The organism is Vibrio sp. A37 (assembly GCF_059777565.1).
In genome coordinates this window covers 448,491-460,541 of record NZ_JBLNLI010000002.1, presented here as the reverse complement: position 1 = coordinate 460,541, position 12,051 = coordinate 448,491, and the positions used below count along the sequence as shown (strand labels likewise).

The following is a 12,051-nucleotide window of genomic DNA, read 5'->3' as shown; positions in this document are numbered from 1 at the left end:
TTAGTCTCTAAAGTTTTCAAATTGGAACGGTTGCCCCAAGTCTGCTTCCTTTACTAATGCGATAACAGACTGTAAGTCGTCGCGTTTTTTTCCAGTAACACGAACTTTTTCGCCCTGAATCGCAGCTTGAACTTTGATCTTGGCATCCTTAATCGCTTTCACAATTTTTTTCGCTGTTGGCGTGTCGATACCTTGCTTAAACGTAACATTTTGGTTCCACAGTTTACCCGATTGTTCAGCGGTTTGTGAGTCCATAGAGTTGACGTCCACACCACGCTTAGTGAGATTTCCTCGCAAAATATCTCGCATTTGCTTAAGTTGAAAATCATCTTCAGCGTTGAGTTTAACGGTTTCTTCTTTGAGTAACTCGAATGAGGCGTCGACTCCTCGGAAATCAAAACGAGTAGACAGCTCGCGAGAGGCATTTTCAACAGCGTTTCTTAGCTCTACAGTGTTGATTTCAGAGACGATATCAAATGATGGCATAATGTATCTATCCTTTCTAAAAACTTAAAAACGAGTCTTAACAGCTTCAGACAATAAATCAAGCATTTCTACGGTATGCTCCCAGCTTAAACATGGATCAGTGATCGATTGGCCATATTTTAACGCGCTAATATCATTCATTGGCTGGTTACCTTCTTCTATAAAGCTCTCTGCCATGATACCAGCGATCTGTTCGCTACCAGATTTGATTTGCTCACAGATATCTTTAGCAACGTCAAGTTGTTTTCTATGCTGCTTTTGGCAATTCGCGTGGCTGAAGTCAACCACAAGTCTTGCGGGCAAATCGAACTCATTCAGTTGAGCACATGCTTGTGCTACCGAATCACGGTCAAAGTTAGGGCCTTTGTCTCCACCTCTCAAGATAACGTGCCCATGAGGGTTGCCGCTAGTGCGGTAAACTGTCATTCGACCATTTTTATCTGGTGAGTAAAAGTAATGCGAAGCTTTTGCCGCTCGAATAGCATCAATAGAGATTTTGACGTTACCATTGGTACCGTTTTTAAAACCAACAGGACAAGACAAAGCAGAAGCCATTTCTCTGTGAATTTGTGATTCAGTTGTTCTCGCGCCAATTGCACCCCAAGTGATCAGGTCAGCAATATATTGACCTGTAATCATGTCTAGAAACTCAGTCGCGGTTGGCAGGCCAATTTTGTTGATATCCAGTAGAAGCTGACGAGCTTTGCTTAGCCCTGTTTCAAGCGCGTATGATCCATCCAAGTTCGGATCGGTAATTAAGCCTTTCCAACCGACGACAGTTCGAGGCTTTTCAAAATAAGTGCGCATGACAACAAACAATTCGTTTTCGTATTGTTTTTGAATACTGGCGAGTCTAGTTGCGTAATCGATTGCTGCGTCGGTGTCATGAACAGAGCAAGGGCCTACAATCACTAACAGTCGTTTGTCTTCGCCTAATAGAATTCTTTCAACGGTCTTTCTTGATTGCGCAATACATTCCGCTACGGAATCGGTGATCGGATGGGCACTTCCAAGCTCAGCTGGTGTTGGCATAGGCCCTAGCGCCTGGGTTCTAAGTTCGTCGGTTTTTAATGGCATGCTAAATTCTGTTTTGTCTATATTTGTTTTGAAGACGTAAAGATAACGGAATTACATGCAGTAATAAACTTTTATGTTGAGTTTAAGGCCCGCAAGTAGATATTTATTTCAATTCTTTAATGAGTACAGTAGATAAGCGCTAGACAGAATATTGTAGCAAGCTGAGTTGACAGAGGACTAGTCATGATTTCTAATCAATTGAAAATTAGCTTAGTTTGGAGTCATGATGACCGACAAAACCCTCAGAAATTCGACTTCTGATATCGAATTTGGTGATACCTTCCCTTCAATAAAAGAGCAAGCAAACGGAAATAGGCTTTATGTGGATCTGTCTCGCTTGGTATGTGAAAAAATCGCATTTCACCCTGCGTATGTTGATCCTCAAGCTAGTATCGAAGATAGCATTCGAAAAAAACTGGAGGAGTTATGTGGTCAGCAAATCGTTAGAGACTTCTTTGTTACGACGTTATTTGATGCGATCAGTTCTGAAATACGACCTCAGCACTCCGAAGTTCAAGTTTGTTTAACGGGCCTAAACAGCCATGAATTTAGCTCCTTGATCGGAGGGGAGTTGGAGCAACATGAGTTAAATCCCAGTATGGGAAGAAGAGGGGTGTCAAAACACGCATCAAAGGAATATAGGGCGGCTTTTGCACTTGAGTGTGAGGTGATTAAAAAGCTTCGTGAACAGTATTCAAATGTGGAAATTGTTATACCTTTTGTACGCACGCTGTCTGATGCTGCGACCATTATTGATAAACTCGCAGAACAAGGGTTACCTAGAGGTTTAGATGGATTGAAGGTCCACTTTTCTGTTGATGTTCCTTCAGCTGCTCTGCTTTCGGATAGATTACTTCATTATTTCGATGGACTTGTGGTGAACTTGGGCCATTTAACGCAATTTACATTAGGTATAGATCGCAATAACAGTGAGATGTCATACCTATTTGACTTGGATAACGAGTCTGTACTCTTGCTGCTAGATAAAACGATTGAATCTTGTAAAGCATGTAACAAGAACGTTGTGGTGTTAGTTGAGCATTTAGATAAAATGCCAAAAACTTTAGACTATCTATCTAGTCAAAGCGCCATTCGAGCTCATGTTACGTCGTAACAAACTTAAGCATATGTCAAACTACAGGTTATTGGAATTGACAAAAGGCATTGCACATCATTAACTGGTCAGATGACCTTTCAGTAATGTGGAATGCCAATGCTGTCCTTACTTACCAAAGCAAACTTGTATCTGAGCCTATTTGGCTTTTCAAAAGTACCGTTAATATGGCTTTGTAGGCCAAAAATAGTGTACTTAGACGGCTCTTCAATCTCTGTAAAAATACCGTTGAAACGAAGAACCAAGAATCACCTGAATAGTATGTACTTTGGTGTCTTGGCCATTGGTGCAGATATTGCTGGTGGCTTTATGGCTATGAGCAAGGCGAAAGAAAAGGGTGTCAATATTTCTCTTGCTTTTAAAGAGGTTCAAGGCAAGTTTTTAAAAAGAGCTGAGGGGGATGTTCTATTTACATGTGCGGATGGTGATAAGATTGCTCAAATGTTAGAGCAAGCGATCGAGACGAGAGATAGAGTCAACCAGCACGTGACGATTATCGCTACTTGTCCGAGTATTGATCCTGATTTACCGGTTGCGGAGTTCGTGCTTACGCTCTCGATTAAAGTTGTTGATTAATCTTCGATGTCAATTTGCTCTATTGCGATAATCTTGTTTTTATTCAGTACTATTTTCCAGCGATAAAAGCTGGGCTCTTTACCTACCCGATTTTCTTGAATAATAAGGTTAAATAAGTGACGCTTATCGACTGATTCGCGTGTAACTTGCCCTTTAGTCAATGTATAGACCTTATTAGAACCTTTATCCATAAGGCGTGTTAAAGAACGCATGCTAATAAGTAATACATCTTTCGTTTCTTCGTATCCACTCATAAAACGTGAAGTCGACATTTCTGTTTCACTTCGGTAGTGGAGAATGGTTTCCTCTCTTTGAACGACACGCTTCTTACGTATGATTTTAATTTTGTCTGGTAAATTGTCTCTGATTTTGTAACTTAGCCATTCGAGCTTTTGCCCAACGGTTTTTTTCGTGGTTGGGTCAACATATCGTTTCCGCCATTTTGGTTTGTCTTTTCTTACCCAGCGTAATAGAACGTCTCTTAAGTCATCTTTAAATATTTCTCTTAACGCGTAGAGAAATGACATGATAACAATGAATGAAACCGTAATTTCCCCCCAGTAATCTCGAGCGGTAATAGCGAGTATGGTGACGAACACCATGACAAAACCCGTAGCTATCCCTTTAGACGCGCGCCTTAGATTCTTTCCCAATGAAGTCGTCTCTTGCTTGAGTACAATTGGATGTTCGATTAAGCGACGAAGTAAACGCATTTTATTGCTCATTCTTGTTAAATCGGCGCGGACTTTTTCTGAGTTATAATTATTTAATTTTCGGTGATTTGTTTCTTTTTCAACGATTCTTATCAGCTTTTCTTTAACACTTACATACGCATCGTTTCTTGGTAAATGAGCAATTAAGGCGAGAAAATTTTGCTCCGTGTACCAAGAGAGGTAGTTGTCTATGTTGGCATAATAGCGTTTAAGGTTTTCTTCATACGGAATATTTCGTCTTAAACGTTTGAGTATATCGATGGCGAGCTCTATTACCTCATCAACTTCTTGTTCTGTGATGGTGTCTTTGTCTTGGCCATTTATGCGGTTTACTGTTTTATCCAATGCGATGACATATTGATACGCAAAAAGGCTCAAGCTCACACGGTACTGCCTACTTGGCAGCCGCTTTCTCTGAGCTAGTCGGCTGTGTATGAGAGGGAGTAAAGCTTCATCACTATAGTAAGTGCGTTTTTGACTGATGGAATTGTAATAAAACTCAGATTCACCGATTTTCTGTTGGCTAAGGCCCAGCTCACCGGGCACAAATAAGTAGATGTCCAAATTTGAGTGCTTCGATGTACCAATGGCGTGAGAGATTTTGAGTGTTATGCCGTCATGTTTGTCAACAGTGACCAACCTAGTCTCCTCAATTTATTATAATTTTAATGTTATAAGGAAAGCATAACCGAGTTTGGGTATAATCACCGAAAATTTGAATTGAGATATTTGACATGATTAGAGTTGGACAAGTAAACAACCTTGAAGTTGTGAAGCTTGCAGATTTTGGTGTTTTTCTAGACGCTGGAGAATTTGGAACTACATTACTACCTAATAAATATGTTCCGGAAGGAATTAAAGTGGGTAGCCAGCTGGATGTTTTCTTGTACTTCGACTCAGAAAATCAGTTGTCAGCAACAACAGCAAAACCTGTTGCCCAAGTGGGAGAATGGGGACTTATGAGCGTTGAAGGTGTTAACAGTACTGGCGCTTTTGTTAACTGGGGAATAAAAGAGAAAGATCTTTTGGTTCCTTTCAGTGAGCAACGTGGTCGCTTGAAGCAAGGCCAAAAATTGTTGGTCTATGTATACAATGATAAAGCCTCTGGCCGAATAGTCGGCACGACTAAATTCAATAAACTCTTGGATAAAACACCCGCAAACTATCGAACCAACCAGCAGGTTGAGCTCATTATTGCAGAGAGGAGTGAGCTAGGATTTAAAGCGATTGTTAATGGTCAACATTGGGGGATGATTTTTTCTTCCGACGTATTTGGCAAATTATTCGTTGGTAAACGCTTGAAAGGCTATATCAAAGCCATTCGAGAAGACGGAAAAATCGACTTATCTTTGCAAAAAGTCGGTGTTGGAAGAATGGACGACCTCAGTAGTAAAATTATTGATCAGCTAGAGCGCAGTGATGGCTTCCTTCCATTGAATGATAAGTCGACTCCTGATGCTATTTTCTCTGTTTTTAAAACCAGCAAAGGCACTTTCAAGAAAACGATTGGCGGGCTGTATAAACAGGGTAAAATTGTTATTGAAAAAGACGGAATTCGTTTAACTTAAAGTGTTAAAGTGTGCTTCAGTTCTGCCTGATTATCAGGCAGAACACTTAGTTAACCTGAGCTCAGGTTAGTTAGCCTTGTTGAGGGAAAATCATGTCTCAGATAGCAAACACGCCCAAGCCACCTTATTACGCGGTTATTTTTACGTCAGAAACCAATGACGATTTAGAAGGGTACGAAGCGATGGCAGAGCAAATGGTTAATTTAGCTTCAGAACAACTGGGCTTTTTAGGTATTGAATCGGCAAGAGAGCAAGTGGGTATAACGGTATCCTATTGGTCAGATATAGAGTCAATAAGACAATGGAAAGCAAACACAGAACACTTAGCTGCGCAGCGTCTAGGAAAAGAGAAGTGGTATGCTTCGTATAAAACTAGAGTTTGCAAGGTTGAGCGAGATTACGAATTTTGAAGCCACTTACAAACACCGAATAAAGAATAGTAAATGGACGTTATCATTCTAAACGGCGCTAGTAGTGCAGGTAAAACCTCTATCGCCAAGCAACTACAATCAAATTTAAAAGAGAATTTTTTGCATATAGGCATTGATACTTTTATATCCATGATGCCAGCAAGGTGTAATGAACTTTCTGAAATAGATATCTCTTCTGATGGCTTTTATTGGCAGCGTAATGTTTCTCAAGAAGAAGTAGCGTTGAAAATACAATGCGGGAAATATGGTAGACAGATTAATGAAGTGTACCGCTCTACGGTAAGACATTTCGTTGATTCCGGCATTAAAGTGATTGTAGATGATGTTATGGATGGTAGCAGAGAACAAAGTTTGTGGTTTGACGCTCTAGAAGGAACATCTTTTGGGTTTGTTGGAGTGTATTGCTCTTTATCAGTGCTAGAAGCACGAGAAAAGTGTAGAAGCGATAGGATGAATGGTTCAGCCAGAGAACAGGTGAAAATGGTCCATCAAGGGGTAAATTATAATCTAATGGTAGACACGACAAACCACTCAGCAAAAGAATGTGCGCTTGAAATAATTAGTGGACTGAAGCTAGAGCCTAAATAAAAACCTAGGCTCGTAGCGATTCTTAGCCTAAAACAGATTATTATCTCTGACTAACTCGCGCGGCAGTCCATTTTTCACTCTGGTTCCGACCCATTTACCTAATCCAATAATAAACCCATCATATCTCACTAAAGTAGGGCCTTGACCTGATGACTCTGGGCGAATGTCTTTGCCCATATACCAATCGCGTGCTTGCTCAGTTGAAATATCGATACAACTTGACTCACTACCTGTTGCGACCGATGTAGCGACTTGGTGTTGCCACTTAAACCCATTCCGGTGCGTTTCGGCTATTTTTATGCCCATTCGAGAGAAACGCAACTCGCCAAGCATAGGTTCAAGTTTTTCAGGGAAAAGCCACACATCTTTATCTCTTGTCCATATGACAGAATGCTGGGGTAGCGAGATATCAAGCTCTTGTTTCAGAGATTGGCAAATTTCATTACAGAGTTTTTTATTCGCTTTTTCAAAAGGAAATTTACCCAGTCTTTTCTTAACTGTTGGTGAGGGAAGACGACCAATCTTTTTAAACTTAGCAACGAAGAACCCTTCGCAGTCATAGGTTTGAGGGAAAATATGTACGTACCCTTCAGGTGTCAATGCCTTGCTTGCTTGAGAGAATAAATCAGACAGTGAAGTTGACTCAATGGCATTGGCAAAAGAACTGAGCAGATGAGAGCAAATATCCTGATTCTCTTCTTTGCTTAGGGCACAGGTTGAATACACCATAGTTCCACCGGGTTTTAAGGCGTGAAATGCACTTTCAACGAGCTTTTTTTGCACCTCTGCGATTTGTTGACTACTTTCCTCGCTCCAATTTTTTAAAGCATCAGGATCTTTGCGAATCGTACCTTCTCCAGAGCAGGGAGCGTCTAAGAGAATGGCATCAAATTGTTCTGGTAACCAAGCACCGAAAACATTGCCGTCAAAATTGGTTAACGCACAGTTTGTTACGCCGCACCTTTGTATATTGGCATGCAGAACTTTTACCCGGCTCGCAGACAATTCATTGGCGACAACAACACCCGCATTATCGAGTTTCGCAGCAATTTGAGTTGTTTTAGACCCAGGAGCGGAGGCAATATCGAGTACAGATACAAAGTCTTCCTCTTGTTGATGAAATAAAGCAGATACAGGCATCATTGAACTTGCTTCTTGAATATAAAATAGCCCAGCCATGTGTTCTGCTGTATTGCCTAATGGAGTCTCTGTTTCATTGGCTTCTATCCAAAACCCAGTGTCACACCATGGTATTGGTTCAAGCTTCCAGTTTTTCTTATCTGCTCTTTCTATAAATTCTTCGACAGAGATTTTTAGTGTATTGACGCGAATACTTTTTTTTAATGGCCGTTGGCATGCGGCAACGAATTCTTCTAGGGAAGTTTCTTTCGGAAGTATTGCTTTAATATGAGATAAAAAATTATCTGGAAGGTAAACGTTTGGGTGCAAGGTATATGTCCGCTCTGTGTTTCATGGCGAGAATTATATACCCAAACAAGCGAAAGATGCATTGTATTCAGCACGGCTAATTTAGGTGTATTGGGTATATTTTTTATCTTATCCTTTTGGTATTGGCATCCGCCAGTTTTTCCAAGTATCTTTGGCTGAAGGGTGTAGGAAGAATGTTTGTCCTTGTTTGGCTTTTGGCTCAAGCTCTACATCATCGGGGGTCGAAAAAGCAATTCCACCGCGAATCAAGCTCTCAACCGTGCCTGTTTTTAGGTTTGCTCCGGTGAGCCCAATAGATACATCGACACCTGACACATTCCAAAATACGCTGTTTTTACGGATTAAGTACGCGTAAGGTTTATTTACAGAAATCGTAGTGATTATCCTATCTGACAGCTCACCGAGCTTTACTTCCGTCACAACGCCCACTTCAATATCTCGGTACAAAATCGGGGTGCCCGCTTTTATAGAACCTTTGCGATCACTTTGTAGACTGAACTCGATACCTTGATCGATTTTGGGTTTAAAGTGTAAAGCAAATTCTTTAGTGATATTACCTGAACCGGGAGTGACAAATATTTCGGTCCCTAATAAATGCTCGATATTCTCAACTCCTGCAGAGCTTATTCTTGGTTGTACAAGCCAAAAGTAGCTGCCATCCTTAGCAACATTATCAAAATAACCAGAGAAAATAGTCAGCGTAACGGTAGTCTTATCATCAATAAAACTCGGTTGGGTAGAATCGACTCTACCAATAGTCGTGCCTTTATATTTAACACTTGCTCCCGGCTTTAGGTTCACAGGCTCATTAGTGGTTAACGTTACTTGATTCCCTGCTTGCTCAACTTGCATGAAGTTCTGATACAGTTTCCAATACTTGCCATGTTTGTTTTGAATATTGTCCATATGATCGAAAGCGATACCACCGACTAACAGGCTTTTAAGAGGTGCTGAGGAAACGTTGATTTTGTTTAAGGATGCTTCGATATTTACCCCTGAATAATTCCAAAATACACTATTGTTATCCACTAAATGACTATATTTGGCGTTTACTTTTGCGTGCACAGTGACACCGGGTTTGGACAACTCAAAGTTAACAATTTTACCTACTGGCAAGTTACGGTAGAGCAATGGGCTACCAATAGAAACTGGAGGAAGCTCTTGAGCGATCAAGTAAATATCTTTTGAGCCAGACCCTTCGGTTTGAGCAATATCTGCTAACTGCTTGCTTGCGAAGAGCTGATATTTACTTTTGCTTTGGCTGTTGCCTTGGCTTACAAAGCTGATACTACGACCGATTAACCGCTTGACTGGAGGCAGAGATATCGCAATACCAGAGTCGGTCATGTCGATATTAGCCCCGTTGGAAATATAGAATAGATTTTGAGATTTGATGAGGTGTTGGAATTGCTTATTGACTAATACATCCAACTTTACATTCTCGTTTTCTAACTTAATGTTGGCGACCGTACCGACCTCAATGCCTTTGTAGAGGAGGCTAGAGCTTTTATCTAGTCCGTAGGTATCGTCCGAAACCAATTGAATTAATATCGCATCATGCTGCTTGAGTTTAATGTTATCTTGTCGATAGGCAGTAAACTCTCGGCTAGGCGAGCCTTTTCCTGGCACAATGGTGAGGTAATTGCCTTTGACTAAGTTGGTTAAATTATCAAATGAATATAGCGACAGCCTAGGTTCTTCAAGAATAAAATTGCTATTTGTATTCAACATGTCACTAAAAGCCGGTTGAACGGCAGCATGAGCGATTATACCTTGGCGCTGAGCATCAAGCTCTAAAGTTGTAATCTGACCAATTTCTATCCCTCTATACATAATCGGAGCACCAGAAGAGTTTATCTTATTGTTTTCTGGTAAATATATTTTTATAGGTATCCCTCTACCTGCCGTTTCTATATCAGGGTAGAGCTTAAATTCTTGATCATTTTTTACTGGGGAACCTCGGTCAGGAGAGTCGACCGCTATAGCTCCACCTAGTAGTGCACTAATGCTACTCAAATGCACGTCTACACCATCAAAACCCACTCTGGCTCCTATACCACTTATGTTCCAAAATCGGCTATCGGTGGTAATGATATGTTGGTATTCGGGTTGAACTGAAGCCTGTATCAAGACTTCGTCATTTTCTTCGTCAAGTTGGTATCCATACACCTCACCAACTGGGATACGTCGGTATAGAATTTGTGAGCCAACAGAAATACCCCCTAAATCTTTTGCTTTCAGCCGGATATTCAATCCTTCGCGTGAGCGTATGTCTGAAGGTGCAATATCTAGGGCTCGAAACTTGGTTTCACGCTCAGATTTTATCGGACTAGGTTGTATAGCTATGTAATTCCCTGATACGAGCGCGTCGAGTCCAGTTACTCCAGAAAGGTTGGCTGTAGGCTTAACTAACCAAAATCGTGTATTCTTTCTAAGTAAAGTCTCCGCCTCAGGATAAACGTCAGCTTCGACATAGATACTTTCTAAATCTTTGGATAGCACGATATCTCTAACAATGCCGACCTCGAGTCCGTGATAGCGTATTGTGGTGCGGCCAGCAATCAGCCCTTGTGCATCTGTAAACTGAATTTGGATTTTTTGACCGCTATCGTGGATTGATTTTGACAAAAGCCAGCCCACTAAAATGATGGTCACTATGGGCAATACCCATAAAGGTGATATACGACTACTTTTCTTTATCACAGGTTTTGACTCATTGCTCATGTACAATTCCGTTTTCGCCGACAGGTTGACTCTTTAAATTCCATATCAATCGAGTATCTAAGCTTTCCGCTGATAACATTGTGCAAACTATCACGACACCAAAGGCTACCGCACCAAAGCCTGGGGTAAAATTCAAAATTTGGCCACGGTCAACGAGAGTAAGCATGATTGAAATAACAAACAAATCTACCATGGACCATTTACCTATCCATTTGAGAATAGAATAAATCTTCATGCATTGGCGTTGATACATAGACTTACGACAAGATATGGATACTAAAACATATCCGATACCTAGAATTTTTATTATGGGTACTAGGATGCTGGCGATGAAGATGATGATAGCGATAAAGATTAGATCGTGTTGAACCAATGAAAGAACCCCAGAAAAAATCGTGTCCTTTGTTTGCTTACCATTGGTAATCAAAATTGAGATTGGAATTAAGTTTGCCGGTATTAAAGCAAAGGTTGCCGTTACTAAGTAAGCCCAAGAACGTTGAAGGGAGTGAGGTTTGAAAGGTGACATTTTGTGCCTACACCTAGAACAACGGCTATGACTCTTATTCTGCGTCAGATAGCAATTTCCACATTGGGCGTATTCGAGATGTGCAAGTTTTTTGTCTCTCGATTGAACGTGATACCCTTCATCTTGCTGCCAGTTATTCCAGTATTGCTCTATATTGATACGCGCAAGTAGCAGTACGGTAAGAATCTGCAATAAGATTAAGGAGAGCAAACCAGTATCAATGGATATATCTGCGTAATCTTGTAGCTTAAAACAAGAGATAGCGATACTCACGAGAAATACATCAATCATAACCCAGTGCCTTAATTGTCGAATTAGCTTAAGGCTATGATTTAGTAGCTTCAAACGCTTTTGTCTAAGCGCGATATGAGCCAAAATTAATTCACTAAACAGAATAAATGGCGCTATTGAGCTGCAAAAAACGACCAGTAGGGCGAGAATCACGTAGTCTTCATTTATTAGGGCCTTTACGCCACTGACTAGGCTTCCTGAGAAAGAAACTCCGAATAAGTTGATATCGATAAAATTGTAAAAATGCGCGGGAATAAGCAATAACAAACAAGTCAAAGCGATTGCTAGATTTCCTGATAGGCTAGCCTGCTTTTTTTGATAAACAATGTGGTCACAGCGAGGACAGTGAGCGTTTTCGCTCTTGGTTAGCGACACACGCTCAATTGGCCATTGACAGCTCTGGCATTGGATTATCGAATTCGTGCTGTGTTTGTTGTTTAACATCTTTAGCCCAATCCCTCAAGGCGTCAATCGAAACAGAATACATCGTCCTTTATGTATTTTATCT

The 12,051-nt window shown here is 40.8% G+C and carries 11 protein-coding genes; 5 read left to right on the top strand and 6 right to left on the bottom strand.

Annotation, left to right across the window (positions count from 1 at the left end; all coding sequences use genetic code 11):
- Positions 1-486, bottom strand: a complete 486-nt coding sequence (locus ACM2FC_RS05665; RefSeq protein WP_498479894.1) for a YajQ family cyclic di-GMP-binding protein — start codon at positions 484-486, stop codon at positions 1-3.
- A 24-nt stretch (positions 487-510) separates the two neighbouring features.
- The gene (locus ACM2FC_RS05660; protein WP_498479893.1) at positions 511-1,563 is read right to left on the bottom strand and encodes a 3-deoxy-7-phosphoheptulonate synthase; all 1,053 of its coding nucleotides are present in this window, start codon (positions 1,561-1,563) and stop codon (positions 511-513) included.
- A gap of 226 nt (positions 1,564-1,789) precedes the next feature.
- Between ACM2FC_RS05660 and ACM2FC_RS05655 the strand changes: the two genes are divergently transcribed.
- Together ACM2FC_RS05655 and ACM2FC_RS05650 are read left to right on the top strand one after the other, a co-directional pair.
- The gene (locus ACM2FC_RS05655; RefSeq protein ID WP_498479892.1) at positions 1,790-2,677 is read left to right on the top strand and encodes a putative PEP-binding protein; all 888 of its coding nucleotides are present in this window, start codon (positions 1,790-1,792) and stop codon (positions 2,675-2,677) included.
- 99 nt (positions 2,678-2,776) lie between these two features.
- The gene (locus ACM2FC_RS05650; protein WP_498479891.1) at positions 2,777-3,253 is read left to right on the top strand and encodes a DUF4442 domain-containing protein; all 477 of its coding nucleotides are present in this window, start codon (positions 2,777-2,779) and stop codon (positions 3,251-3,253) included.
- On the opposite strand, the gene ACM2FC_RS05645 is transcribed toward ACM2FC_RS05650, so the two are convergent.
- On the bottom strand, positions 3,250-4,605 hold the full coding sequence (locus ACM2FC_RS05645; protein WP_498479890.1) for a hypothetical protein: 1,356 nt from the start codon (positions 4,603-4,605) through the stop codon (positions 3,250-3,252). The two genes, ACM2FC_RS05650 and ACM2FC_RS05645, sit on opposite strands and share 4 nt — an antisense overlap.
- 95 nt (positions 4,606-4,700) lie before the next feature.
- Here ACM2FC_RS05645 and ACM2FC_RS05640 point away from each other — a divergent pair, with 95 nt between their 5' ends.
- The 3 genes from ACM2FC_RS05640 (at position 4,701) to ACM2FC_RS05630 (ending at position 6,553) form a co-directional block, all read left to right on the top strand.
- The gene (locus ACM2FC_RS05640) at positions 4,701-5,534 is read left to right on the top strand and encodes a CvfB family protein (protein WP_498479889.1); all 834 of its coding nucleotides are present in this window, start codon (positions 4,701-4,703) and stop codon (positions 5,532-5,534) included.
- A gap of 92 nt (positions 5,535-5,626) precedes the next feature.
- Positions 5,627-5,944: an antibiotic biosynthesis monooxygenase family protein gene (locus ACM2FC_RS05635; protein WP_498479888.1), complete on the top strand. Its 318-nt coding sequence runs from the start codon at positions 5,627-5,629 to the stop codon at positions 5,942-5,944.
- Positions 5,945-5,977: 33 nt separating this feature from the next.
- Positions 5,978-6,553, top strand: a complete 576-nt coding sequence (locus ACM2FC_RS05630; RefSeq protein ID WP_498479887.1) for a chloramphenicol phosphotransferase CPT family protein — start codon at positions 5,978-5,980, stop codon at positions 6,551-6,553.
- Between the two features lie 27 nt (positions 6,554-6,580).
- Here ACM2FC_RS05630 and rsmF read toward each other — a convergent pair whose 3' ends face one another.
- The 3 genes from rsmF to ACM2FC_RS05615 all read right to left on the bottom strand — a co-directional run bounded on the left by rsmF (position 6,581) and on the right by ACM2FC_RS05615 (position 11,987).
- Positions 6,581-8,002 (bottom strand): 16S rRNA (cytosine(1407)-C(5))-methyltransferase RsmF, encoded by a 1,422-nt coding sequence (gene rsmF / locus ACM2FC_RS05625; protein WP_498479886.1) that lies wholly within the window; start codon positions 8,000-8,002, stop codon positions 6,581-6,583.
- 108 nt (positions 8,003-8,110) lie between these two features.
- Positions 8,111-10,726, bottom strand: coding sequence for a PqiB family protein (locus tag ACM2FC_RS05620; RefSeq protein ID WP_498479885.1), 2,616 nt, complete (start codon positions 10,724-10,726; stop codon positions 8,111-8,113).
- Positions 10,716-11,987 (bottom strand): PqiA/YebS family transporter subunit, encoded by a 1,272-nt coding sequence (locus tag ACM2FC_RS05615; RefSeq protein ID WP_498479884.1) that lies wholly within the window; start codon positions 11,985-11,987, stop codon positions 10,716-10,718. The genes ACM2FC_RS05620 and ACM2FC_RS05615 overlap by 11 nt, the downstream gene beginning before the upstream one ends.
- Positions 11,988-12,051: the final 64 nt, after the last annotated feature.

Excerpts from the sequence above, each read along its gene's own strand:
- ACM2FC_RS05660 (WP_498479893.1), bottom strand. The coding sequence starts at position 1,563 with ATGCCATTAAAAACCGACGAACTTAGAACCCAGGCGCTAGGGCCTATG.
- ACM2FC_RS05620 (WP_498479885.1), bottom strand. The coding sequence starts at position 10,726 with ATGAGCAATGAGTCAAAACCTGTGATAAAGAAAAGTAGTCGTATATCA.
- ACM2FC_RS05640 (WP_498479889.1), top strand. The coding sequence starts at position 4,701 with ATGATTAGAGTTGGACAAGTAAACAACCTTGAAGTTGTGAAGCTTGCA.
- ACM2FC_RS05615 (WP_498479884.1), bottom strand. The coding sequence starts at position 11,987 with ATGTTAAACAACAAACACAGCACGAATTCGATAATCCAATGCCAGAGC.
- ACM2FC_RS05655 (WP_498479892.1), top strand. The coding sequence starts at position 1,790 with ATGACCGACAAAACCCTCAGAAATTCGACTTCTGATATCGAATTTGGT.
- ACM2FC_RS05665 (WP_498479894.1), bottom strand. The coding sequence starts at position 486 with ATGCCATCATTTGATATCGTCTCTGAAATCAACACTGTAGAGCTAAGA.
- ACM2FC_RS05630 (WP_498479887.1), top strand. The coding sequence starts at position 5,978 with ATGGACGTTATCATTCTAAACGGCGCTAGTAGTGCAGGTAAAACCTCT.
- ACM2FC_RS05635 (WP_498479888.1), top strand. The coding sequence starts at position 5,627 with ATGTCTCAGATAGCAAACACGCCCAAGCCACCTTATTACGCGGTTATT.
- ACM2FC_RS05650 (WP_498479891.1), top strand. The coding sequence starts at position 2,777 with ATGCTGTCCTTACTTACCAAAGCAAACTTGTATCTGAGCCTATTTGGC.